This window comes from Granulicella sp. S156 (genome assembly GCF_009766105.1).
Lineage (GTDB): Bacteria > Acidobacteriota > Terriglobia > Terriglobales > Acidobacteriaceae > Granulicella.
Genome location: NZ_LMUH01000022.1, coordinates 258,825 through 284,324 on the forward strand (window position 1 = coordinate 258,825; position 25,500 = coordinate 284,324).

General features: G+C 59.7%; 20 protein-coding genes. 7 read left to right on the top strand and 13 right to left on the bottom strand.

What is annotated here, in order from left to right; all coding sequences use genetic code 11:
- Window positions 1-11 precede the first annotated feature (11 nt).
- Window positions 12-614, top strand: coding sequence for a recombination mediator RecR (gene recR, locus GSQ91_RS16750; RefSeq protein ID WP_158822903.1), 603 nt, complete (start codon window positions 12-14; stop codon window positions 612-614).
- 197 nt (window positions 615-811) lie between these two features.
- Window positions 812-1,825: a metallophosphoesterase gene (locus GSQ91_RS16755; RefSeq protein ID WP_158822904.1), complete on the top strand. Its 1,014-nt coding sequence runs from the start codon at window positions 812-814 to the stop codon at window positions 1,823-1,825.
- Between the two features lie 103 nt (window positions 1,826-1,928).
- On the opposite strand, the gene gpmI is transcribed toward GSQ91_RS16755, so the two are convergent.
- The 10 genes from gpmI to GSQ91_RS16805 form a co-directional block, all read right to left on the bottom strand.
- Window positions 1,929-3,554 carry a 2,3-bisphosphoglycerate-independent phosphoglycerate mutase gene (gpmI, locus tag GSQ91_RS16760; RefSeq protein ID WP_158822905.1) on the bottom strand — a complete coding sequence of 542 codons (1,626 nt, stop codon included), beginning with the start codon at window positions 3,552-3,554 and terminating at the stop codon, window positions 1,929-1,931.
- A gap of 296 nt (window positions 3,555-3,850) precedes the next feature.
- Window positions 3,851-4,753 carry a TIGR03435 family protein gene (locus tag GSQ91_RS16765; RefSeq protein ID WP_158822906.1) on the bottom strand — a complete coding sequence of 301 codons (903 nt, stop codon included), beginning with the start codon at window positions 4,751-4,753 and terminating at the stop codon, window positions 3,851-3,853.
- Window positions 4,754-4,952: 199 nt separating this feature from the next.
- A complete protein-coding gene (gene eno, locus GSQ91_RS16770) occupies window positions 4,953-6,251 on the bottom strand; it encodes a phosphopyruvate hydratase (protein ID WP_158823259.1) in 1,299 nt (432 codons plus the stop codon).
- Window positions 6,252-6,715: 464 nt separating this feature from the next.
- Window positions 6,716-8,059 (bottom strand): sensor histidine kinase, encoded by a 1,344-nt coding sequence (locus GSQ91_RS16775; RefSeq protein ID WP_158822907.1) that lies wholly within the window; start codon window positions 8,057-8,059, stop codon window positions 6,716-6,718.
- A gap of 67 nt (window positions 8,060-8,126) precedes the next feature.
- Window positions 8,127-8,384: a helix-turn-helix domain-containing protein gene (locus GSQ91_RS16780; protein WP_158822908.1), complete on the bottom strand. Its 258-nt coding sequence runs from the start codon at window positions 8,382-8,384 to the stop codon at window positions 8,127-8,129.
- 206 nt (window positions 8,385-8,590) lie between these two features.
- Window positions 8,591-9,625 (bottom strand): MBL fold metallo-hydrolase, encoded by a 1,035-nt coding sequence (locus tag GSQ91_RS16785; RefSeq protein ID WP_158822909.1) that lies wholly within the window; start codon window positions 9,623-9,625, stop codon window positions 8,591-8,593.
- Between the two features lie 44 nt (window positions 9,626-9,669).
- Window positions 9,670-10,515, bottom strand: a complete 846-nt coding sequence (locus GSQ91_RS16790; RefSeq protein WP_158822910.1) for an HAD family acid phosphatase — start codon at window positions 10,513-10,515, stop codon at window positions 9,670-9,672.
- Entirely contained in the window at window positions 10,505-12,262 is a 1,758-nt protein-coding gene (locus GSQ91_RS16795; protein ID WP_158822911.1) for a long-chain fatty acid--CoA ligase, read from the bottom strand. The genes GSQ91_RS16790 and GSQ91_RS16795 overlap by 11 nt, the downstream gene beginning before the upstream one ends.
- Before the next feature lie 94 nt (window positions 12,263-12,356).
- Window positions 12,357-13,274: a PLP-dependent cysteine synthase family protein gene (locus GSQ91_RS16800; protein ID WP_158822912.1), complete on the bottom strand. Its 918-nt coding sequence runs from the start codon at window positions 13,272-13,274 to the stop codon at window positions 12,357-12,359.
- Window positions 13,275-13,351: 77 nt separating this feature from the next.
- The gene (locus tag GSQ91_RS16805) at window positions 13,352-14,494 is read right to left on the bottom strand and encodes a VWA domain-containing protein (protein WP_158822913.1); all 1,143 of its coding nucleotides are present in this window, start codon (window positions 14,492-14,494) and stop codon (window positions 13,352-13,354) included.
- 174 nt (window positions 14,495-14,668) lie between these two features.
- Here GSQ91_RS16805 and GSQ91_RS16810 point away from each other — a divergent pair, with 174 nt between their 5' ends.
- The 4 genes from GSQ91_RS16810 (at window position 14,669) to GSQ91_RS16825 (ending at window position 21,477) form a co-directional block, all read left to right on the top strand.
- Window positions 14,669-16,282: a hypothetical protein gene (locus GSQ91_RS16810; RefSeq protein ID WP_158822914.1), complete on the top strand. Its 1,614-nt coding sequence runs from the start codon at window positions 14,669-14,671 to the stop codon at window positions 16,280-16,282.
- A gap of 271 nt (window positions 16,283-16,553) precedes the next feature.
- Window positions 16,554-18,875, top strand: coding sequence for a sodium-translocating pyrophosphatase (locus GSQ91_RS16815; protein ID WP_158822915.1), 2,322 nt, complete (start codon window positions 16,554-16,556; stop codon window positions 18,873-18,875).
- A 373-nt stretch (window positions 18,876-19,248) separates the two neighbouring features.
- Window positions 19,249-20,058 carry a TIGR03435 family protein gene (locus tag GSQ91_RS16820; protein ID WP_158822916.1) on the top strand — a complete coding sequence of 270 codons (810 nt, stop codon included), beginning with the start codon at window positions 19,249-19,251 and terminating at the stop codon, window positions 20,056-20,058.
- A 66-nt stretch (window positions 20,059-20,124) separates the two neighbouring features.
- On the top strand, window positions 20,125-21,477 hold the full coding sequence (locus GSQ91_RS16825) for a DUF1015 domain-containing protein (protein ID WP_158822917.1): 1,353 nt from the start codon (window positions 20,125-20,127) through the stop codon (window positions 21,475-21,477).
- A 191-nt stretch (window positions 21,478-21,668) separates the two neighbouring features.
- Here the strand turns inward: GSQ91_RS16825 and GSQ91_RS16830 are convergent, their stop codons facing one another.
- From GSQ91_RS16830 to GSQ91_RS16840, 3 genes are all read right to left on the bottom strand, one after another.
- Window positions 21,669-22,472 carry an SDR family oxidoreductase gene (locus tag GSQ91_RS16830; RefSeq protein ID WP_158822918.1) on the bottom strand — a complete coding sequence of 268 codons (804 nt, stop codon included), beginning with the start codon at window positions 22,470-22,472 and terminating at the stop codon, window positions 21,669-21,671.
- A 111-nt stretch (window positions 22,473-22,583) separates the two neighbouring features.
- On the bottom strand, window positions 22,584-23,165 hold the full coding sequence (locus tag GSQ91_RS16835) for a TetR/AcrR family transcriptional regulator (RefSeq protein ID WP_158822919.1): 582 nt from the start codon (window positions 23,163-23,165) through the stop codon (window positions 22,584-22,586).
- Window positions 23,166-23,237: 72 nt separating this feature from the next.
- The gene (locus GSQ91_RS16840) at window positions 23,238-24,008 is read right to left on the bottom strand and encodes a thiazole synthase (RefSeq protein WP_158822920.1); all 771 of its coding nucleotides are present in this window, start codon (window positions 24,006-24,008) and stop codon (window positions 23,238-23,240) included.
- Window positions 24,009-24,564: 556 nt separating this feature from the next.
- On the opposite strand from GSQ91_RS16840, the gene GSQ91_RS16845 reads away from it, so the two are divergent.
- Window positions 24,565-25,497: an A24 family peptidase gene (locus tag GSQ91_RS16845; protein ID WP_158822921.1), complete on the top strand. Its 933-nt coding sequence runs from the start codon at window positions 24,565-24,567 to the stop codon at window positions 25,495-25,497.
- The last annotated feature ends 3 nt before the right edge of the window (window positions 25,498-25,500 follow it).

Consider the following 25,500-nt stretch of genomic DNA (forward strand, 5'->3'; position numbering starts at 1 on the left):
TTTGCTACCTTATGGCTACCCGTTTCGCCGAGCCTATGGCCCGGCTCATCGACGAACTCCGCAAGCTGCCCGGCGTCGGCACCAAGTCCGCGCAGCGCTATGCCTTCCACATTCTGCGGGCATCGGATCATGACGCCACCACGCTCGCCGACGCCATCCGCGCTCTGAAGCAGCACCTTCGTCTCTGCTCGGTGTGCAACAACATCACCGACGTCGACCCCTGCGCCTACTGCACCAACCCCGCGCGCAATCAGCGCCTGATCTGCGTCGTCGAAGAGCCTACCAACATCAACGCCATCGAAAAGACCCGCACCTACAGCGGCGTCTATCACGTGCTCCACGGCACACTCTCGCCGGTGAACGGCGTCGGCCCCGAGCAGCTACGCCTGCGCAACCTCTGGCCACGCCTTAGCGATGCCGAAGAGCTTATCCTCGCAACCAGTCCCACCGTAGAAGGCGAAGCCACCGCGCGCTACCTGCTCGACGACATCCGCAAAACCCATCCCACGCTGCACATCAGCCGCATCGCTACCGGCGTCCCCGCCGGCAGCGATATCGAGTACGCCGACGAAGTCACTATGACCCGCGCCCTCGAAGGCCGCCGCGACCTTTAAAGCCTTTAACGCAGAGGGCGCGGAGGTTTCGCAGAGGACGCCATGGAGCCCTCTGCGCTCTCCGCGTTTCCCTCCGCGCCCTCTGCGTTAAAGGCTGTTGCTTTTGTTAAACCTCAGCAAAGTTTCCCCGGGCAAACCTTGCGGGTAGCGTCTTTTGCACCACAAAACCCGTAACCTTAGCACCAGGAGTTTTCCCCGTGCCCCCTTCAAAGAACGCCCTCAATCGCCGCGAGTTCCTGCTCCAGAGCTTTGCCTTCAGCGCTCTTGTCGCTGGCCTCGGCACAAGCAACGCCTTCGCTCTAGCACCTGACCAGAAGGCCAAACACATCCTGATGATCGGCGACTGGGGCTGGGAGGGCGACACCGCCGCGCAAGCCAGCGTAGCCTCCGCCATGGCCAAATACGCGCAGGCGCACGCCCTGCAGACCGAGGCCCTCTTCATGCTGGGCGACAGCTGGTACGGCCCGCTGCCGGGCGGAGCCGACGACCCACGCTGGAAGGCCCAGTTCGAGGACATGTACCCGAAGAGCGCGTTCGACTGCCCTGCCTACTCCATCATGGGCAACCACGATTACCAGAAGATGCCGCACAGCAAGGTGGACGCGGAACTCGCCTACGCGCGCAAAGGCAATACCCGCTGGACGCAGCCCTCGCTCTGGTACACCTTCGACCTGCCCCACGCCGAGACGCCGCTCATCAAAGTCATAGCGCTCGACAGCAATGTCCCCATGGGACACTTTCCCAACGGCGTTGACTTCACACTCAGCCACGACCAGCAGGCCGCGCAGTTATCCTGGTTTGCCGCCGAGTTGGAGAAGCCCCGCCAAGCTCCTTTCCTCGTCGTCATCGCGCACCACCCCATCTTCTCGAACGGTCCGCACGGCGACCACAAAGTGCTCATCCAGGAGTGGGAGCCGCTGCTGCGCAAACATGGCGCGCATCTCTACCTCGCCGGACACGACCACGATCTGCAACACCTCGAGTTCGAAGGCCACCCAACGTCATTCGTATCGTCAGGCGCAGGCGGCGCCGATCTCTACGACCTCAAGATCGCCGAAGCCAAACGCGGCCCCTACGCCCACAAGGTCTATGGCTTCACCCACCTCGAAGCCACACCCGACAAGCTGACCCTGCGGCATATCGACGCCGATGGCCGCGTCGTGCATAGCTTCTCTAAGTCGAAGGATGGCGTGGTGACGGTGCTGGGCTAAGCCGCTGCGAAAAGAAAACCTCGACGCAAAGTTCGCTAAGGGAGCAAAGGTTCGCCACGACAACCGTAGCGAACCTTTGCGTTTTTCCTTTGCGAACTTTGCGTCAAGGCTTTTCGGGTGCAGCTCCAGCCACCACCCGCAGATCCCCACCCGTCATCTGCTTCGGCAACTCCAGGTCCATCAACGAAAGAATCGTCGGCGAAATATCCCGCAACGATCCACCCTCCCTCACACCAATCTTCTTGCCTTGATCGGTCACAAGAATAAACGGCACGGGATTCGTCGTATGTGCGGTATGCGGCCCACCGGTCGCAGGATCGATCAGCATCTCCGCGTTGCCGTGGTCAGCAGTGATAATCCAGCTCGCCCCATGCGCACGAACGGCATCGTAGATCCGCCCCAGGCAGGCATCGACAACTTCCACCGCCTTCACCGTCGGCTCAATCTTGCCCGAGTGCCCCACCATATCCGCATTTGCAAAGTTCACGATGATCACGTCGAACGCGGTGTCTGTAATCGACTTCACCACCACATCCGCAATCCCGTTGGCCGACATCTCCGGCGCAAGATCATACGTCGCCACCTTCTGCGACTGCACCAGTTCACGCTCTTCTCCCGCAAACGGCTTCTCGATACCGCCGTTGAAGAAGTACGTCACATGCGCGTACTTCTCCGTCTCGGCGACGCGCAGGTTGCGCAGGTCATGCACGCCCATCACGTTCGCCAGCAGGTTATCCATGCTCTCCGGCGGAATCACCATTGGCAGAGCAAACTTGGGGTCGTACTGCGTCATCGTTACGTAATGCAACTGGCTCGGCACACTCGCAAACGGAATCTCCAGCTCAAGCTCTGCCGCCTTCGGCAGACTCATCCCACGGTCCGCCGTGATCCCGCTGTTGCGTGCCAGCACACGCGTAACCTGCCGCACACGATCGGCCCGGTAGTTGAAACAGATCACCGCGTCATGATCCGCGATGCGTCCAATCGGCGCGCCCAGTTCGTCGACGCACACAAACGGTTCTATAAATTCATCGGTAACGCCATTGTTGTAGCTCTCACGAACCCGCTCGATCGCGTCGGAATAGGCGCCCCCCTCAGCCTGCGCGGTCACCATCGCGCGAAACGCCTTGGCTTCCTTCTCCCAGCGCAGATCGCGGTCCATCGCAAAATAACGCCCGCTCACGCTGGCGAGTCTGCCCACACCATACTCGACAAACTTCTGCCGCAGCTCCTCGATGTAGCCCGCGCCGCTGGTCGGCATGGTGTCGCGTCCATCCATGAACGCATGCACATACACACGCTCCAGCTTGTGCGCCGCGGCCATCCGCAGTAGTGCATGCAGATGCCGCTGCTGCGAGTGCACGCCACCATCCGATACCAGACCGATCAGGTGCAGCGCGCGTCCGCCCTCGGCAGCGTGGTGCATGGCCTTCACAAGCGTCGGGTCTTTAAAGAAATCACCGCTCGCAATCGCCGCATCGATGCGCGAGATATCCATGCGCACCACACGCCCCGCGCCAAGGTTGAGATGCCCCACCTCGGAGTTACCCATCTGCCCATCCGGCAGGCCTACAAAGTGTTCGCTCGCCCGAATCAGCGTGTTCGGATACTCACGCAACAGGCGGTCGTAGGTGGGCTTGCGCGCCAGCGCAATCGCATTGGCGTTGGTCTCGGCCCGGTAACCCCAGCCGTCAAGAATGGTCAGAATGACAGGTGACTTGCTTCTCATTCTCTTAGCTTACCGGGTCAGGAGTGTGTCTCAAAGAACCTGTTCCGCAGGCACGCAGAACATTTCTAGTGATGGTTTGAATCATCTCAGAATTGTCATCTCGACCGGAGGCGGCGGTTTTTGCCGCCGCAGTGGAGAGACCCCTGTATTTTGCTCGAAGCCGCAGTGCTGCTACAGGCGAATACAGCGGTCTCTCCACTGCGCATGACATAAAGCCGTCATGCTCCGGTCGAGATGACAAGGGATAGGAATGACTTAAAGGATCCTGTCGCCGCACTCCGAAAAGTTCAAAATCGCTAGTTTGCTGACGGCATCTCGAGGTGATCGATGACGACCGTGTCCACCGTAGTTTTGGTCTGCTTCAATCGCAAACCAAGCTGCTCTTCGAGCGCGGTAGAAAGCGATGGTCCGGTTGTGTCCGACGCATCCCATTGCAGGGCCACATCGTATCGCCCCGTGAGCCCGGTATGATCCACAACGATGGAACCGGCGTTGCCTTGCAACATATTAATCAACATGGGAAATGGCATCGCGTGGCCGCTGATCTTTCCATCCGATGACTGCCAATCTGTCGCGGGCTGCACACCCTCCTGCCATGGATTCCCGTCCCTATCGGTCTTCGCGTTATCTTCTTTCATTCTCACGCCGCCCTTTGCGAGGATCAGCTCATACGTCGTCCGTATCTCGGTTGCACGGTGAACCTTCACCTTGAATCGATCGACCAGCAACGACCGCAGCATCAACTGGCGCTGCTCGTCCTGCTGTTGCTTGGGAAGCTTGCCCAGGGCCTCCGCCGTCTCCATGTCCATCTTCGCTTCAATATCGAAAGACATAGAGCCCGCCCATCCTGGCCAACCCGAAACCGCGTCGCCCCGGACCCCGTACGCATCTGGAACCAGAGCACTCAATTTGAGATTTCGCATCCAAAATCCGTCCGGCGTGTCTCCGTATCCGGCTGAATCTGAATCGCCTTTCGATCGCCTGATCACAACGACTTCATACGTCGGGGTATGAGCGGCGGCCCCGGCTTCGGCCTGCGATCTCGTGGCATTGCTTTGGCCACTCCCTTGGCCAATCGCGAGCATACATACTGTGGCTGCCACGACGACACGTATCGAACGCCCCATCCCGCGGCGCCCTGCGGACCTCTTCGCAAGACGTTCTCCGACACACTCCGGCTCCCACGCACCCCACATCATCCGAACCTCCACGCGTCACCAGCTTAGTTCGACTCCTGCTGGTCGTCCACAATCGCCGCCTGCAAAATCACCACTTCGGAAACTTTACGTCGCCGTAAAAGACCCTGATACATGCACGTAGTCCGGCATAACGACGAACGCGTGCAAGGCAAATATGCCTTGCACGCGATACGTAACCTACTGCTCGAAGGTTGGCCTTCTACCCTAGCTCTCCGCAGTTCACAGAACTGCGTCCGAGAAACTCCGCTGTCTGTCCGAGCTCTTCCTCGATGCGCAGCAACTGGTTGTACTTCGCGATGCGGTCCGTACGCGAAGCCGATCCAGTCTTGATCTGCCCTGCTCCCGTGCCCACCGCGAGGTCCGCGATGAACGTATCTTCGGTCTCACCCGAACGGTGCGAGATGATCGACGTATAGCCATTCCGGCGCGCCAACTCAATCGCCTCCAGAGTCTCCGAGATCGTGCCGATCTGGTTCACCTTCACCAGGATCGAGTTGCCTACGCCCTCTTCGATACCGCGCTGCAGCCGCTTGGAGTTCGTGACAAACAGGTCGTCGCCCACCAGCTGCACGTTGCGGCCGATCTTCTCGGTCAGAATCTTCCAACCGGTCCAGTCGTCCTCGGCCAGGCCATCTTCGATGCTGATGATGGGATACTGCCGCACCCAGCTCTCCCAGTACGCAGCCATCTGCTCGGAGTTCTTCTCGCTCTTGTCCGACTTCTTGAAGATGTACTTGCCTGTGCTCTTGTCGTAGAACTCGCTGGACGCCGGATCGAGGGCAATCGCGATCTGCTCACCCGCCGTGTAGCCCGCAAGCTCGATCGCCTCAAGAATCAACTCGAGGGCCTCGACGTTCGACTTCAGCGACGGTGCAAACCCGCCCTCATCACCCACTGCCGTGTTGTAGCCCTTTTTCTTCAGCACGCCCTTCAGCGTGTGGAAGACCTCAGTGCCCCAGCGCAGCGCGTCGGAAAAAGTCTCCGCGCCCACCGGCATCACCATGAACTCCTGGAAGTCCACGTTGTTGTCGGCATGCGCGCCGCCGTTCAGGATGTTCATCATCGGCGTAGGCAGAATACAGGCGTTCACGCCGCCCAGATAGCGGTACAGAGGAATCCCCAGGGCGTCGGCCGAAGCGCGCGCGCAGGCCATCGACACCGCAAGAATCGCGTTCGCGCCGAGACGGCTCTTGTTCTCCGTACCGTCGATCGAAAGCATCGTCGCGTCGATCAGGCGCTGATTGCTGGCATCCATACCCGCAAGCTCGGGAGCCAGAATGCTCTCGATGTTCTCCACCGCCTGCAGCACGCCCTTCCCGAGATAATGCTCCTTGTCGCCGTCACGCAGCTCGACAGCCTCATGCTCGCCGGTCGAAGCTCCGCTGGGCACAGCCGCGCGGCCACGTACGCCGTCTCCGAGCACGACATCGGCTTCCACCGTCGGGTTGCCGCGGCTATCCAGAATCTCTCGTGCGTGAATGGACACAATCTCAGTCATCGTCTTCCTCAATCCCTTTTCTTTCGTTCGTTTTCTGCCGGCCAACGCAATTCGATGGTGCAACCGGTCTTCCAGCGCCGGCCGCTTATCGACGGCAATCCTCTGCCCCAAAGCTCCGGCAATCGACTCAATCAGTTCAGCCATCTACGATGTCCCACCGCGCCCCATTCTAACAAAGGCAGCCTACAGGGCTGTTACATCGTCGTTGTGCTTTGCTTTTTACGGTGTCGTTGTATTTTTGCTTTTCTGTTTGTCATTCCGAGGCGCAGCCGAGCGAACCTGCTGTCTCCCGTTCTCTCCCGTGCGGCCTCAAACCTTACGAGGTAATGCGAATTATGGCTTTCCAGTTTTGTCCTGCACATTTTCTGGGAACTGCGAACGGAAAACGGGAGGAAGCAGGTTCGCTCGGCTGCGCCTCGGAATGACAACCAGAAAAACAAGAAAAGCAGCTTAGCAAGCCATCCTCACCGAACCAGCTCACCCCATCGCTCCCGTCCCTCTACCCCATGCACCGGCATCACTAGCCGCACCTTCGTCCCCCGGCCTGGCCGGCTGACCATCTCCACCTGCGCCGCACCTCCGTAGAGCACCTGCATACGCTCGCGGACATTCTTCATCCCAATGCCCGACCCCTCACGCACCAGTCCACTCACCGGAGCCGTCACCGCGCCGCACGGCTCAATCCCTACCCCATCGTCTTCGATCTCTATTACTAGCCGGCCGTCTTCGATCCGGCTGCGCAAAGTCACCGTCCCGCCGCTGATGCGCGGTTCGAGCCCATGCTTGATGCTGTTCTCTATCAACGGCTGCAGCAGCATGCTCGGCACCGCCACGTCCAGGGTGTCGGCAGCAATCTCTTTCACCACCCGCAGCTTCTCGCCAAACCGGACCACCTCGATGTCCAGATAGTCGTCGGTAAAGGTCAGCTCTTCGCCCAGGGCCACAAACGCCTCGCCCTCCCGCAGCAGCATGCGCAGAATGTTGCCCAGCTTCACGATCATCTCGCGCGCCAACTCGGGCTTCGACCGGATCAAGGACGCTATCGAGTTCAGCGTGTTGAACAGAAAGTGCGGATTGATCTGCCGCTGCAAGGCATCCAGCCGCGCCTCCAGCAACAGACGTCCCTGCTCTTCAAGCTTTTGCTCAATGCGCACCGCGTTCCAGATCTTCAGCGGAATCCCCACCACCACCGGCGCACACGCACAGATCGCCAGCTCAACCAGCCAGGAGTTCGAATAAAGCTCGAAGTATCGATGCGGATAGAGATGAGATAAAAGGCTTGTACCGAACTGTACCGCCATCAACAGCACCAGCAGGAAGATCTGCCGGTCCAGGTGCGGGTGAGTTACCGTCCGCCGCACCCATCGATAGATGCTCAGGTCGATCAGCGGCGAAAACGACCAGATGTCTTCCTCTTCCGCAAACTGTCCGAACGCTCCGAAGATCAACGCGATGGCGACGTTCACAACCAGCGCCAGATACTCGTGGTGTAACAGGGCGGGGAGCGCCAGCGCTACGCCGCCCACCACCGCAGCGACAGGGCCCAGCAGCAGCCCCAGCACCGCAGTGGCCTCAAAGGAGAGATCGGCAGCCAGGAAGTTGGGCACTTTCACGCGCACCATCACACCCAGCATCAGCGGAACACAGATCCAGGCCAGCAGTTGCAGCGTCTCGCGGCGGCTCCGCTCGCGCAGAAGCAGCAGCCGCTTGAAGTGCGTCGACCGCGCCAGCGAACTGGCCACCGCCGCAGCGACGCCCAGCTCCACCAGCAGAGAGATAAGAAGTAGTTTCGGATCGTTCTCGTGCACGCCTCTACTCTACGCGTGCCGCGTCCAGATTCAGACCTGTTTCCTGTTCGCTGTTTCCTGTTCCTGATTACCGCGCTCGGGCCACGGGCTTCTTCTTGGAGGGGTCGACATTGTGGGCCGGCGGCCTTACGCCACTCTTTTCATCCATCCAGGCATCCAGCAGGCTCTTCCGGAAACGCCAGCGATTGCCCAGCTTGAACGCCGGCACAAAGCCTTCGGACGCGTAGCGGTACAACGTGTCGCCGCTAATCCCCAGATACTCCGCTGCCTGGCGGATGTCCATTACTTCGCGCAATACTACCTGTGCGTTCGCTGCCGCTGCCATGCGTGTCTCCAATTCTCCGCGTATCGTCGGTTATTCCCGGCGCTGTTCCCTTGTACCCCCTTTTCCACAGGGTTACAAGGGGAATCCTCAGCATGCCGCATCCAGTTGCTAACTCGTTACAACTTCGCCAACGCCACTGCCAGATAGCAGGCAAATCATGAACTCAAACATTCACAAGCTCAAACATCTCTATCTTATAAATCGGTTTACCGATTATCCCACCACATGGAAAGCAGACTGTCTCCCGGCGTGACCTCTGCCGGAACACCCGGCTGAGGCGACCAAAGCGGAAGCCCTCCAGTACGTGCCAGCTCTGTCATACGCTTCATCGGCTGACGCCATCCGTGCAGGGCCAGATTGAACAGCCCCCAATGAATAGGCATCAGAAGGCCTGCCTTCTCCGGTCCGCCCAGATCCTGATAGGCCCTCGCGGCTCCATCCGGCCCCATGTGGATATCCGCCCACAACGTGCTAAAAGCGCCGATCTCCAGCATGGTCAGGTCGAAGCGGTCATACTGCGCAGCGATCTCCGCAAACCCCTCCCACCAACCCGAATCACCCCCGAAGTAAACGCGATGCCGTGGCCCTTCGAGCACAAACGAGCTCCACAGGGTCGTGAAGCGGTCAAGCATTCCGCGCCCCGAGAAGTGCTTGGACGGCCACGCCGTGATCTTTAGCGCAGCCTCGCCCTGTTTACTGCAAACCCCAACACTCTGCGTCCAGTCGAGCTCCTCGATCCGGCTCGCATCCACGCCAAACCCGCGCAGCCGCTCACCAACGCCCAGAGACGTCACCCACCTGGTATCCGGGTTCAGAGTAGCCAGACGACGGATCGTATGCGCTCCCAGATGGTCGTAGTGATCATGAGAGATCAGCACGACATCGATCGCCGGCAGATCTTCCAGCGCCAGAGTCGGAGCAAAGAAACGCTTCGGCCCAAACCACTGGGCCGGACTCGCGCGTTGCTCCCAGATGGGGTCAATCAGGACGCGCACCCCATCGATCTCGATCAGCAGCGACGAATGCCCAAACCACGTTACCCGTAGGCCGCTCTCCGGGGCAGCCGCGTAGATCGCCGAATCCGTGCGGAACGGACCAATCGGGCTCTTCGGCTCAGTCTCTTCTTTGTTGCTCAGATACTGTGGAAGCACCTTCCACATCGTGCTAAATCCACCCACCGCTGCCGGCACAGGGTTTAAAAACCTGCGCCCGTCTTTTTCCGCTCGTTTCAATAAACCCATGTGATTTGGATGTCCTGGCCGGTGTTTCAGGCTCAAAGACAACTCTACGGCAAGAAATAAAACGGATTCGGCAATTTTACGCTGACCTCCGCCCTCGGTTCGCCCAGCAGGTCGCTCCACTGGTCGCCCACGCTCATCACGATGCGATACCCCTTGTCCGCAATCTTGTGGCGTTCCTCAGACTTGTACTCGATGGTCGACATCGCGTTCTCACTACCGTTGCGCAGCAGCAGCCCGTCCCAGCCGCGATAGCCCGCCGCTTCAAGATTGTTTGCCGTCGCCTCGGTCTGGTTCACCGCAGGCTTGCTCGCAGAATAGTCCGGAATGCCGGATCTCCCCGTGATGAAGAACACCGCCACTCCCGTCCCTTTCGCCTTATGGAAGAACCGCAAGGCTCCGGGAATCGCCACCGACGCATCCGGCGACACGATCCATGCATTGAACAACGAGCCGACGTATCCGAAGTCCTCGCGCTTCATCTCGCAGTAGCTTGAAAGCGACGTCTCGTCGATGTCCATCACCACGGCGAGCTTTTCGCCGGGCTTCTTCGCGGAGACAGCCGTATCCAGTGCGGCTTCCGCCCGCTTGTACTGCGCATCGAGATCGGCCCAGTAACAGCCGCTCGTACCCACGCAGTCGGCATAGTCCGCCAGCCGATAACGGGAGAGGGCGAAGTTCTCCATCGGCTCCGCCGCCAGCAACGCACGCGGATCGTTCGCTCCCAGCTCCTGCTCGGCCTTCGCAGCCTCCGCCGTCATGCGGTGCGCTGGAGATGCAGCCGTCGAACACACCGGAGGCCCGTAGTGATCGACAGGAACCACCGGAGCCTGAGCTCCTGCGACTCCCACCGACAACAACACAGCCAGCCAGCGCCAGGAACTACTCGCCATAGAACTTCTCGATCTGGGATTTGTACTTCTCCAGGATCACTCGGCGCTTGAGCTTCATGCTTGGCGTCAACTCCCCGTCGTCAACGCTCCACTCCTCCGGCACGACCCCGATCTTCTTGATCGCCTCATAGGGAGCGAGACTGACATTCACCTTCTTCACGATCTCCGAGTAGGCCTTCTGGACCTTGGGATCACTCACTAGCGCAGCGCGATCCTCGGTTGCAACACCGTTCTGCTTGGCCCAGCTCTCCAGGTTCTGGAAGTTCGGCGAGATGAGCACGCTGATGAACTTTTTCTTGTCGCCGATCACGGCCGCCTGCGCTACCAGGCTGTTTGCCTTCAGCTTGTTCTCGATCGGCTGTGGCGCAACCATCTTTCCGCCGCTGGTCTTTATCACCTCTTTTTTGCGATCGGTGATAGAGAGAAACCCATCTTCGATCTTGCCGATGTCGCCGGTCTTGAACCAGCCATCCTCGGTGAACTCGCTTTTGGTCGCTTCCTCGTTCTGCCAGTAGCCAATAAAGACCGCCGGGCCGCGCACCTCGAGTTCTCCGTCCTCCGCGATGCGTGTCTCCATGTTCGGAACCATCGCTCCCACCGTGCCGATGCGGTAGCTCTCAAACATGTTGCGCGCAATTACCGGCGAGGTCTCGGTCATGCCGTAGCCCTCGAAGATGCGAATGCCCACGTCGAGAAACCACTCCGCCGAATCCATGCCCAGCGGCGCGCCACCGGCGATGTAGATCCGCGCTTTGCCTCCGAAGGCCTCGCGAATCTTGCCATAGACAAGCTTGTTCGCAAGCTGCCAACCCGGCCCCTTCGGTTCTTCTCCAAGCAGAAGTTTCTTGCGGTTCGCCTTACCGCGGCCGATGGCCCACTCCAGAATCCGCTTCTTCATCCCGGTGGACTTATTCTCGACCGACTGCCGGATCTTCTCGTAGACGCGCGGCACGGCCAGAAAGATCGTCGGCTGTACGGCCTTCATCGCCGCAGGAAGCGCGTCGATCTTCGGGCAATAGGCCAGCACCACCTCGAGCTTGTACAGCGCATAGTCCAGATGCCGCGCCGTCACATGCGACAGCGGCAAGAACGAGATGGAGACATCTTTCTTCTTAATACCGAAGCCGTCGGTCGAGTAGCGCAGATTGCTGGCGAGATTCCCGTGCGTCAGCATCACACCCTTCGGATCGCCCGTCGTGCCCGAGGTGTAGATGATCGTCGCCAGATCTTCCGGCTTTACCTCTTTCACCATCGCATCGAATGCCGCATCCGGCGTTTCGAGTTCCGTACCCCGCTTTACGATATCCGCAAAGCTATCAGCACCCTCGAAGCTGCCCTCGTCGAAGACCACGACATGTTCGAGCGACGGAATCTCTCCCGCGGCAACCACCTTTTGATACTGGGCCTTGGTGGAGACAAAGATCGCCTTCACGCCGGAGTTCCTGAGCATGTATCCCATCTGATCGGGAGTCAGCGTTTGATAGAGCGGCACATCGACAGCCCCTATCCCGAGCACGGCGAAGTCCGTAGCGGCCCACTCCCAGCGGTTCTCGCTCACCAGCGCCACGCGGTCGCCTTTGACGATGCCCCAGCTCTTGAGCGTCTCTGCCACAGCGCGCACGCGACCGTAAAACGTCTTGGAGGTAATCGGCTTCCACTCGCCGCCCGCCTGCTGCAAGGCGACTGTTTCATCGCCGCGGCTGCTCATGCTCACGAACACATCGTTTACTGTCTGCAGATCCAGCATTCAAATTCTCCTAAAATGGGGCACCGCTGACGTACGCAGTCATCCTACCTGCTTTCGATGCGCACGCGCAGCAAAGAGCAGTAGCCTACTACCCTTAATCGTCCAGAATCCCCTTCGAGAGATACCGCTCCGCCGAATCCGGCACTAGCGTTATCACTCGCTTGCCTGTTCCAAGCTCACGAGCCACATCGAGCGCCGCAAACATCATCGCACCGGAACTCGATCCTCCCAGGATGCCCTCTTCCCGTGCCATTCTCCGCACCGTCGCAAACGCATCATCGTCGGTTACCTGCACAATGCGGTCGCAGACGCTGCGGTCGAAGGTCGACGGCACAAATGACACACCGATGCCCTCTACCCGATGGTGCCCCGGCACGCCGCCCTGTAGGACACTGCCCTGAGTCTCCACCGCAACCGTGAGCACATGCGGCAGCTTCTTCTTCATGAATCGCGCGATACCCGTAAACGTCCCAGCCGATCCCACACCGAGCACAATCGCGTCGACGTGACCCTCCATCTGCTCGAAGATCTCCACCGCGGTCGTCTCTTCATGAAAATCGGGATTCGCGGGATTCTCGAACTGCAGCGCCGCAAACGCGCCCGGGGTCTCACGCTCGAAGTCCAGCGCCCGGCGAATCGCGCCCGCCACCATCTCGCTCTCCGGAGTACGCTCCACCTCCGCGCCCAGGCCGCGCATGATGATGCACTTCTCTTCCGCAAAGCCCTCCGGCACAAACATGCGCACGCGATAGCCCCGCTGCACCCCAATCAGAGCCAGGCCGACGCCCGTGTTCCCCGCTGTGGCTTCGCAGATTGTGCCCCCCGGCTTGAGCACACCCCGCCGCTCCGCATCGAGCACAATGCCCAACGCTGCGCGGTCCTTGATGCTGCCGCCAGGGTTCATCATCTCCAGCTTGGCCCAAACCTCAGCGGAACCGGCAGTCACCAGCCGATTGATCCGCACCATGGGAGTATGTCCCACCAACTCCGTTACATTGTTTCCAATCCGCATTCAAAAATCATCCTCGGCACTTTCAGTTTCCTGGCCAACAATCCTTCGAGCCAACCAAGGAGCCTACCTCATCCTGCTCAATTACCGCCAGGAGCGCCGGAGGCTGGTTTCTCAGGGGCTGCAGGCTTCGGGAAATATCCCGTCCTCGTCCTGACCTGGAGGCCGTGGTATCCCTTTTCCTTAGCCTCCACGTGAATCTGCCGGTAGCCTCCCAGTGAAGGCGACTTCGTCGAGTGATACTCGATCGTGTACTGCGTACGAATATCCTGCGCGACCTCGCGAGTGAGACCGTCGACCTCTTTCAGCGACTTCGGAAAGTACGCCTGCCCGCCGGTCTGCTCGGCGAGCTCCTGCAGCACCTCCCTGGCGTGCTTGGCCTCGTTTCGGCTCACATCGTCGCCGAACAACAGCCCGATGCAATAGATCGCCGGCCCGTCGAGGTCCTGCACGCGCCGGATAGCCGATTCCAGCGAGGCACTGGATGCGTTGTCCTCACCATCGGTCACGATGAGCAGCACCTGCTTCGGGTGCTTCGCATTCTTGCTCAAATAATCCGCCGACGCGACCACCGCGTCATAGAGCGCCGTGCCGCCGCTGGTGTGAATATAGGCCAGCCCCTGCTGCAGCTTGGTGATGTTGTTGGTGAAGTCCTGGTCGATGTAAGCCTCTGAGCTGAAGTCCACCAGGAACGCTTCGTCCGCTGGATTGGACAGCTTCACCAGATCGAGCGACGCCTCATTCACAGCCGCGGTCTTCTCATACATCGACCCAGAGCTATCGATCAGAATGCCCAGCGATACCGGGAGATCCTCATGCTTGAAGCCGACGACCGTCTGCGGAACGCCATCTTCGTAGACGTGAAACGCATCCTGCGGAAGCGAATCCACGGTGCGCCCCGAACTATCGATAACGGAGGCATTCAGCCGGACCTCATACGCATTCGTGCGTAGCGTGTAGTGGCCGTCTTGCCGCGTGATCACGCCACCGGAAGTTCCGGGAGCCTGCTGTGGCGCTTTGGCTGGCGTGCTTTCATCCGGCGAAGGCACAGGATCGGAGTCCACCGTCAACGGCGGCGTTGGCCGTGGCTGTGTGGCCTGTGGCTGCGCAGGCTGTGGCTGTGCGGGCTGCGCCGTCTGGGCCGCCAGCTGCACGCAAGGCAGTCCGCAACTCAACACCAGAAAACCCGCTAATCTCCCTAACGCTTTACTGCGATGGTGCATAGTACCTCTCGCGACTATAAATACCCATCTCTGGAGCCCCCGGCGAAGACACCAGCCGCACTCTCAATTTACGCCACGCGCCACTGTCTTCGCGCATAAGATACCCCTAGTGCCCTCTGTACTTCTCCATGGCTGTAGCCTCCACCCAAATCTTCGCCTGACGGAGCACGGCCTGTGACGGCAAACAAAGCTGACTCCGCGGCATTGAAGCACATCTTCACCATCCTCACCTTCGCTGCCGCCGGCATGGCGGCGCTGCTCGCTCTGCTTCCAGCCGGAGGTCACGACCAGCTCTGGTTTCTTTTGATGGCGCGACGCTGGCTTGGGGGTGCCCAGATCTATGGGCCAATCATCTTCGACTCCAATCCACCGGGCATCCTGTGGTTGTCTGCGCTTCCAATTTTTCTCGGTCGGCTCCTCCATCTCCCCACCACCTTCGCGGCCAAGCTGCTCGTGTCTCTCACCGAAGCCGCCTCTGCCTGGTTGAGTTACCGGTTTCTTAGACACGCGTGGCGTCCGCTCGTTACATACGAACGCTGGGCGCTGCTATTTAGTTTCATCGTGCTCTTCGCCGTGGTTCCCGCACGCGATTTCGGGCAGCGCGACCAGATGCTCGCGTTCCTGGTGCTGCCCTATGTGTTAGCCGCTGCTGTCGATCCTCGCGAACACCGCCTGACTTCCCTTCGATGCGCGGCGGGCGTTATGGCAGCCATAGGCATCTGCCTCAAACCGCATCATGCACTGCTGGTCATCGCTGTCGAACTCTCGCTGCTGTTTCTCCCCTCGGCTACAACATTTCCGCATCGGCTGCGCAGGCTCTTCCGCCCCGAACCTCTGTTGATCGCTCTGCTGGGCGGGATGTTTCTCGCGGCGGTCCACAGGCTCACACCTCTGTACTTCACCTTCGCACTGCCGGTTCTGCACGATACCTACTGGGCTATCGGGCATCTCTCGCTTGGCGGACTCGCGCTGGAGGCCATCGAACTCTGCGTGCTCGCCGCCGGAACCATCCTGCTCTACACGATCACCAAGCCGCGCTCACCTCTCGTTCGTCTACTTCTCATCGCGGGTGCAGCCTCGTCGCTCGCGTATTTTCTTCAAGGCACAGGCTGGTACTACCAACAGATTCCCGCCATCAATCTCTTCGGAGCCGCGCTTGCGCTGCAGATGCTCGACCTGGCCCAACGCAAAGCCCAACACAAAGAAGGAACCGTGCCCCGGTGGGCCACGTCCGCCGTTGCCGGACTCTGCCTTCTGGCCCTTGCGCTCACCACCCACTTCACCGGCTACCCCTTCACAGCGGACCGAGCCTTCGCCATCGAGTCGCCCGATCCCGCGTTCTTCAAAGACCTGCCCCCCGGCACCCCAGTCGCCACCCTGACGACCTCCGTGGATGAGGCGATGATGCCCATCGAGCGCTATCACCTGACCTGGGCGCAGCGGACCAATAATCTCTGGCTGCTGCCGGCCATCCTGCGCAATGAAACTCCGGGAGCCGGCAAGCCTCCGAGCCGCATCCTGCCACCCGAGCACCTGGCCAACCTCGAAGCGCTGCAACATCGTTTTATGGTGGAAGACCTCAACCGCTGGCATCCGCAACTGGTGCTGGTCGAACGCTGCCAGAAGGCCAATATCCACTGTCAGGTGCTCGAAGACCGCGACGACGACCTGCTGGCGTGGTTTCTCCGCGATCCTGCGTTTGCTGCGATCTGGCAGAACTACACCTATCAGGGCTCACGTGGCGCATTCGACGCCTATACCCTCATCTCATCCGCCACAAACAAATAGCATCGGCACATCGAGCCAGAGCAAAAGCCTTAACGCAGAGGTTTCGCAGAGGTCGCCACGGAACCTCTTTGCGTCCTTTGCGTTTTTCCTCTGCGCCCTCTGCGTCAAGGCTTTTGCTTTAGGAACCTGCGCCGTCATTGACCCTGCGGCACGCGTGTGCTTTAATTCGCCCGTCTCTTGGGTGGGTGTTTCTCACGTCGTCTAATCTGGCCCGCGGTTCGTTCACCCGCTATCTCAACCTCAACTGGAATCACCAGGAGGAACACACTTCATGCACCTCGGCGCACTTACAGCAGTGTTCTTTAATTTTCAAGATTCAACAACACCCTTCATACCCAACCCAGCAAATAGCAGTGACAGTATCTGGCTCTGGATCGCCATGGGCGTCGGCGTGCTTGCGCTTATAGCCGCCTTTGTCCTCGCCAAGATTGTTCTCTCCGCTGATACCGGAACTGTCGAGATGCAAGCCATCTCCAACGCCATTCGAGAGGGCGCGGAAGCCTTCCTCTCGCGCCAGTACCGCACCATCGGGATTCTCGCCGTCGTCATCGCGGTGGTCGTCTTCTTCGGCTACTACCTGTCGCCGCGCACACAGGATGTCGCGCTCAAGACCGTCATCGCCTTCCTGGTCGGCGCCATCTGCTCCGGCCTCGCCGGCTTCACCGGCATGTACGTCTCCATCCGCGCCAACATCCGCACCGCTTCAGCCGCGCGCCATTCGCTGAACGGCGCGTTGCAGGCCGCACTTCGCGGCGGAGCTGTTACCGGCCTGGTGGTCGTTGCGCTCTCGCTGCTCGGCGTAGGCTCTCTCTTCTTCTTCTTCGGCGGCCTCGACCATCCGCAACAGGTTCCCTACCAGCTCGTCGGCTTCGGCTTCGGAGCTTCGCTCGTCGCGCTCTTCGCCCAGCTCGGCGGAGGCATCTACACAAAGGCAGCCGACGTTGGCGCAGACCTCGTCGGCAAGGTAGAAGCCGGCATCCCCGAGGACGACCCCCGCAACCCCGCAGTCATCGCCGATCTCGTCGGCGACAACGTCGGCGACTGCGCCGGCCGCGGCGCGGATATCTTCGAGTCCACCGCCGCCGAGAACGTCGGCGCCATGATCCTCGGAGCGGCGCTCTATCCCGTCTTCGGAATCAAAGGCATTCTCTTTCCGCTGATCGTCCATGCCATCAATCTCGTTGCCTCCATCATCGGAGTCGCCATCGTCAAGACCAACGACACCGAAGACCCGATGAGCGCGCTCAACCGAGGTTTCTACGTAACCTCGGCCCTCGCGCTCGCCGGCTTCGCCGTCGCCGTCTACCAGATGCTCAACGGTACAAACGTCCATCCCGGCTGGCTGCTCTCCTGCGGTGTGGTCGGCATGGTCACCGCCTTCCTCTTCGTGTGGATCACGCAGTACTACACCGAGAGCAAGTACCGCCCTGTCCAATCCATCGCGGAAGCCTCACTCACCGGACCGGCCACCAACATCATCAGCGGCATCGCCGTCGGCATGGAGACGCCTGCACTTCCGGTCATCGTCATCTCTGCCGCGCTTTTGCTGAGCTACTACTTCGGCGTGCGCGGTCTGGCTGACGTCCACATCCCAGGTATCGCGGCCTATGCCAAAGGCATCTACGGCACGGCTATCGCCACCATGGGCATGCTCTCCTGCGCGGCCTACATTCTGGCGATGGACACCTTCGGGCCTATCACCGACAACGCCGGCGGCATCATCGAGATGTCCAACCAGCCCGACTCCGTGCGCGACAAGACTGACAAGCTCGACTCTGCCGGAAACACCACCAAGGCACTAACCAAGGGCTATGCCATTGGCTCCGCCTCACTCGCGGCCTTCCTGCTCTTCTCGGCGTATCTCGAAGAGATCAAGACCATCGTCACCGCGAAGGTCAATGTTCCCGGAGGCTTCATGCCCCCCGGCTGGTCGTTCACCAACATCAACCTCGCGGAGATTCCGGTCTTCGTCGGCGCTCTGCTCGGTGCGATGCTGACGTATCTCTTCTCATCACTCGCGATCAAAGCCGTAGGCCGCACCGCGCAGATGGTGGTCAAGGATGTTCGCGATCAGTTCCGCGAGAACCCCGGCATCATGGAGGGCACCTCCAAGCCCGACTACGCGCGCTGCGTCAGCATCGTGACCGGAGCAGCCCTGAAGGAGATGGTGCTCCCCGGCATTCTGGCGGTAGGTCTGCCGGTTGCCGTCGGCCTCATCTTCCGTAACTTCAGCTCCAGCTACGGCAGCGGCTCGGAAGGCCTTGCCGGTGGGGTCAATCATCTGGTGCCCTCAATCAATGGCGTCCCGGTCAACCTCGCCGGAGCCTCCGCCGTCGCAGGCTTGCTGATGGTCGGTACGATCTCCGGCATCCTGCTCGCCATGCTGATGAACAATGGTGGCGGCGCCTGGGATAACGCCAAAAAGTGGATCGAGACCGGCCAGTACGGCGGTAAGAAGTCCGACGCCCACAAAGCCGCCGTCGTCGGCGATACCGTCGGCGATCCCTTCAAGGACACGGCCGGCCCCTCACTGCATGTGCTGATCAAACTGCTCGCGACGATCACGCTGGTGCTCGCACCGTTGTTTCTGTAATCCCGCGGCCGGCTAGAAAGGTGTTTTTGCTTTTGTCTTTGCCTTTCTAGTCGTCTTTGTTTTCTTGCTTGTCATTCCGAGCGGAGTGAGGAACCTGCTTTCTCCCGCTTTTTGTTCGTACCACCCAAAAGATGTGCACTCCAGAACCAGAACAACCTGGTTGGAGCTGGCGCACAACGTCTGAGGTGGCACTAGCGAAAAACGGGAGAAAGCAGGTTCCTCTTTTCATTCGGAAGGACAAGCAAGAAAAAGCAAAGACACCCGTGCCAGACACAAACTCGTTCTAAAAGTCTGGGTGGCGCTAAGTGACCGGGTTCTTGTAGAGTGCAGAAAATATGCCGTGCAGCATCGCTTCACTACGAGGAGAGCCGTGATGATGGGGCTTGTCGAGCTAAACCGCAGACGATTTGTGTTTCTGGCCGGAGCCATGCTAGCCCTTGCCACTTTGCCCAGAGCGTTTGGACAGGAGCAGGAAGTGGCGCCGATGGCAAAGGATGCGCATCCCTCGTATGAGGTCGCCACGATCAAGCCCACTGATCCTGATGATGGCAGCTCGGGGTTTCATACCATGGGACATCGGCTGTTCATTGAGAACCAGACGATGAATAGCCTTATCGCGTTTGCCTATGCCGTTCATCCGAAGCAAATTGTGGATGCGCCGGATTGGTTCACCAAGGACCATTTTGATATCAAGGGCGTACCCGATATCGAAGGCCAGCCGAACTTACAACAGCAGCAGGAGATGCTCCAGAAGCTGCTGAATGATCGGTTCAAGCTGAAATTTCATCGCGACAAGCGGGACCTTTCGATCTTTGCGATGACCGTTGCGAAAGGTGGCCCGAAGCTGGCGGTAAGCAAGTCAGATCCTGGCAGCCTGCTGGACCAGACGGGCAACGGAAATGGCGCTCAGCAGACCTGGAAGTTTACGAACAACTCGATGGCGGATTTTGCCCAGCTGCTGGGGTACTTCCTGGACCGGCCAGTGGTGAACGAAACGGCGCTCAAGGGTAAGTTTGACTTTGCGTTGGAATGGACGGTGGATGGTTCGCTGAACAACGATCCGAAGGCGCCGCCGGGACTCTTTACGGCAATTCAGGAGCAGCTAGGACTGAAGGTCGAGGGGACGCGAGGGCCCGCGGATGTTCTTGTGATTGAGCACGCCGAGCGGCCATCGGCGAACTGACGTTACGCCGCGCCCGTTGCGTCAGAGCTTTTTTGCCGTTGCCTCTTCACTCCGTACAATGAAGACATGGCACGTCTGTACCCCTTCCGCGCACTCCGCTTCGATCCAACCCGCGTCAATATGACCGACGTCGTAACCCAGCCCTATGACAAGATCTCCCCGGCCATGCAGGAACGCTACTACGAGGTCAGCCCCTACAACCTGATCCGCGTGATCCTCGGCAAGCAGAAGCCCCGCGATACCGAGACAGAGAACGTCTATACCCGCGCCGCCGCTACCCTCAACGACTGGCGCACCGAAGGAATCCTGAAGGAAGAGGCCGAGCCCGCACTCTACGGCTACTCCCAGACCTACAAGGTTCCCGGCACCGAAGAGGTGCGCGAGCGCCGCGGCTTCATCGCCCTCGCTCAGCTCTCCGACTACGCCGACCAGGTCGTCTACCGTCACGAGCAGACCTTCCCCAAGCACAAGTCCGACAGACTCGCACTCTTCAAGGCGACGCGTGCGTACTGCGAGCAGATCTATATGCTCTACTCCGATCCCACGTTCACCGCAGAGAAGGCGATCTTCGAGTCCGGCGCTGCGCCTGAGCTGGAGATCACCGACGAGTACGGGGTCCTGCACCGTGTCTGGAAGCTCACCGACCCCGCGCTCATTCAGCGCGTTCTGACGGCGATGGAAGACAAGAAGCTCATCATCGCCGACGGGCACCACCGCTACGAGACCTCCACCGGCTACATGCATGAACGCGCCGCGGAGTTGGGCGTCGACGAAAAGGCCGCGCCCACTAAGACTGCCAGCGGCCTGCCGCAGCCTGCCTTTCCCGAACAGGCGATGATGATGACCTTCGTCAACATGGACGCGCCCGGCATCACCATCCTGCCCACGCACCGTGTCGCCTTCGGCCTCATCGGCTTTCATGGCCGCGAATTCGCCAGAAAGGCCGAGCCCTTCTTCGAGATCGAAGAGATTCCCAGCACTCCCGAAGGGCACTTCCCCGGCGATGCCGCGCTGCTGAAGCGCCTGAACGACACCCCTGGTGTGGCCTTCATCGCGGCGACCCGCGACGGAGATTTTCTCCTCAAGCCCAAACCCGAAGCCATCGCCCCCCTGCTCGCCAGCCTGTCACCACGCCAGCAGCAGCTCGACGTGACTCAGCTTCACAAGGTTGTGCTGGAAAAACTTCTCGGCCTGAACGAAGAGACCGTGCGCGCAGGCTCCAACGTGCGCTACCTGCGTGAAGCCTCCGAGGCGCTTGCCCAAGTAGGCAGCGGCAACGCTGACGTTGCTTTCCTGATCAAACCCGTCACGCTGGAACAGATGAAGGACATCTCGCTGAACCTGGAAGTGATGCCGCAGAAGTCGACAGACTTCTATCCGAAGCTGCTCAGCGGCCTGGCGATGTATACGCTGGACTAGTTTGATTTCGTCGTCTTGAAAGACTCAGAGGGGCGAAGGCCCGACTCATCCGTGCAGCTACCGATTGAGTCGGACTTCGGCCCTTTGTACTGTGGCTAACATCTAAGTCATGGCACAGGCACTAACTTTATCTCTATGCCCCCCCATAAACCGTCATTCTGCGGGAATGCATAAAACAACAAAGCCCCCGTTCAGCGCTGCAACCCATACCGTGCCGCGGCATCTTGGCGCGAGAGGCCGGGCCCGAGCGCCTTGCGAGCCTCGTCGTACCGCTGCCACTCAGCGACATTCTCCAACGCCGGGATCGTGATGAGTTCGTGCTGATCGAAGCCCGCGAGCGAGGCGTCAACCATGTCCTCGGCAGTCATGACGGTCCCTCCCGGCAGGTGATGCACGGCAAGACCCGCGCGGTCCCAGAACTCAGTGCTGGTAGCACCCGGCAAGACGGCCTGTACCTGAATCCCCTTGTCCTTCACCTCGTTGTGCAGGGACTGCGTGAAGTTCACCACATAAGCCTTGGTGCCGCTGTAGGTGCCGTTGAGCAGCTCCGGCGCCAGCGCGACGATCGAAGAAATGTTGATGATGGTGCCTGTTCCGCGCGCAATCAGGCCCGGCAGGACGGCGGAGGTCAGGCGGGTGAGCGCCGTTACATTCAGGTCGATCATGTTCTCCAGGTCATCAACCTTGGAGTCGATCAACTTGGAGGTCGCACCGAAGCCGGCGTTGTTCACCAACGCTGTGATGGCCTTATCGGAGGCAAGACGCTGCTCCACCTTCAGCCGGTCGGCCTTGACCGTGAGATCGGCGGGGAGGATATCGACCTTGCGGCCGGTCTTTGCGGTCAGCGATGCCGCCAGGGTGGAGAGGCGAGACTGGTCGCGGGCCACAAGAATCAAGTCATAGCCGCGCTGAGCGAGACGATCGGCATAGACTGCGCCGATACCGGTGGATGCGCCCGTGATAAGGGCAGTGCCTTTGTTGATTTGCGTCGTCATGGAAAACCTCGGTGGAGCTGAAATGGGAACCATTGAGTGCGTTCATGGATATGAGTAGACCAGTCTGTCTAGTGATTCAGAATCTTTTCCACACCTCACAAAAACCTGTGATTACTTCTTGAGCAGAGCCTTGAAGGTGAAGTGCAGGAAGAGCTCCAGGGGCTGATCGCTTCTCTCCACCTTCGAGCGGATCAGAGCACCTTCCCAGTTATTCAGGAGAAACGCTGCCAGCTCCTTCGGTTTCGCCGAATGATCCAGTTCCCCCTTCGCGACAGCTTCGCGAAGCACCTCGGCAATGGCCTCATTCCACGCGCTGAAGGTCCCCTGCAGCACTGGCTGGAGTTTATCGCTATGGTCGGCGACCTCCAGGGCCATGTTGCCAAGAAGACAACCGCTGATCGGCCCGGTCCTCCCATAGGTAGCCATCAGATCCTCAAAGTAAAGGCGAAGTCGCTTAAGAGGAGCGATGCTCTTATCGCCTAGCAGCCTCTCCCAACGAGCTTTCTCCCCCGCGCCATAGCGTTCCAGCACTGCCTCGGCGAAGGCTTCCTTGCTCGGAAAGTGATGGTAGAACGAACCCTTTGGGATATCGGCCAGTTGGAGAATCTCGTTCACGCCCGTAGCCCCATACCCCGCGGCGTGAATCCGCTGGAGGCCAACCTCAATGAGTTGTTCGCGAGTCTTGTGGGCCATAGCAAACCTCTGGACAGACCGGTCGCTTCACGATCTACAGAAGTTTGATGATATCGAGTTAAGGGCGATTCATCAGCGAGAGATCCCTTCCAGCGGAGAGCTGGCCGTAGCATACAGCTTCTTCCCCATGCGGCCCGCGAGAAACGCCTCGCGTCCGGCTTCCACGCCCTTCTTCATCGCAGACGACATCAGCACCGGGTCCCTGGACGCGGCCATCGCCGTATTCAGCAGCACGGCGTCGAAGCCCATCTCCATGGCCAGCGCAGCATCGCTGGCCGTACCCAACCCGGCGTCCACCACCAGCGGGACCTCGGTAATCAGCTCGCGCATCATGCGCAGCGTGTAAGTGTTCGCGATACCCAACCCCGTACCGATAGGCGCTCCCAGCGGCATCACCGCTGCGGCGCCGACATCGATCAGCCGTTTGGCGAACACAATGTCGTCGGTGGTGTAGGGCAGCACGGTGAAGCCCTCTTTCACCAGAACGCGCGTAGCTTCCACTGTCGCCTGGACGTCGGGGTACAGCGTAGCCTGATCGCCGATCACTTCAATCTTGACCCAGTCCGACAGACCCACCTCGCGAGCCAGCCGTGCAGCGCGGATGGCCTCCTCGGCGGTGTAACAGCCCGCAGTGTTGGGCAGCAGAAAATATTTCTTCGGATCGATAAAGTCCAGCAAACTCTCTTTGGTCCGGTCGAGGTTCACCCTGCGCACCGCAACCGTCACCAGCTCCGCACCCGAGGCCTCAATCGAAGCCTTGGTCTCTGCGCCATCCTTGTACTTCCCCGTACCCACAATCAACCGCGACGAAAACGATCGCCCCGCAATTACCAACTCATCCATACTTCAATCCTACCGCTCTTGCTCTACCTGTTTCCTGCTCCACAAACACAAACGGCCCGCCCCAGCGAGGGAACGGACCGTTTTGCGGTGATCTGTTGGGATTGACCTGAGGCATCCGTTCTCGGATGGGCCTCGGCGAAGACTTGTCAGTGCTACGAAAAGCCGCCAGGACTAGAGCAACGAATGCTCTAAGCCTCAGTCACCTCACGTTGGGTACTGCAACTGGAACAATCAATTTTCATAGGTTTGGACCATCCTCCTTTCCCGTGTTGAAAAGAAAATAACAGTCTTCGCGATTGCAAGCAAGTCGGAGGAAGTGGTGGGGGACAGGAAAATCTTTAACGCAGCGGGCGCAGAGGTTTTGCGGAGTCCGCCACGGATGCCATCGCAACCTCTGCGAAACCTCCTCGGATGCAAAGCGGGTTACAAATGTTTGTGTCGCGCTTTGCGTCAAAACCTCCGCGCCCGCTGCGTTAAAGATTTTGCCATTGCTTGTTCTACCCCAAGCACAAGCAATAGATAGGCCATCAACACCTACCGTCCTATACTCGAATTCATGCTGTCGCCACTAGCCTTCGAGCTTCCTGTCTTCGTCCTGGGTCTGCTCTTCGGCAGCTTTTTGAACGTCTGCATCTCGCGTCTGCCCGACCATCGCAGCATCATCAAGCCGCGCTCTCACTGCCCCAAATGCAAACAGACGATCCGCTGGTATGACAACATCCCGCTACTAAGCTGGGTTCTCCTGCGCGCTCGTTGCCGCCATTGCAAGACGCCTATCTCATGGCAATATCCGTTGGTTGAACTGGCGATGGGATTGTGGTTCCTGGAGATTCTTTCGCTGGTATTTACGCTGGAGATGGACAACGTACATGGACTGCCCGGCCCGACGACCAACGATTTCATCGGCATAGCCGCCTTCGCCATTCTCGGCTTCCTGCTGATCGGCCTGATCGTCATGGACTGGCAGACCCACACGCTCCCCGACGCCTTCACCCTCACCGGTACAGCCATCGGCTTCTTCCTGGTCTGCGTGCAGGCGATCTTCCTCGCGCCCGGCGAAGATGACATCAAGCTCACTCCAAGGCACGACCTGCGCATATCGAGCCCCGGCTCCTTCGCCGCCAAAGGAAATGTCTTCCTCACCGGCCCGGAACACCTGGTCTTCGGCCGCCTCGCCGCTATCGTGGGAGCCGCGCTGCTTCTGCTCGCGATTCGCGCGATCTACAAAGCCGTTCGCCATCGCGAAGGCCTGGGCCTCGGCGATGTGAAGCTGCTCGCCATGATCGCGGCCTTCCTCGGCTTCTGGCCGGCGATACTTGCGCTCTTCCTGGGAGTGATTCTTACTTCGGTCTATGCCGTCATACTGCTCGCCCGTCGCAAGGCCGACGCCACAACCCATCTGCCGCTTGGCACCTTCCTCAGTATCGGAGGGTTAATCGCCGCGCTCTTCGGCGGACCGGTTATCGCCTGGTATAGCTCGCTGCTCTGAGAG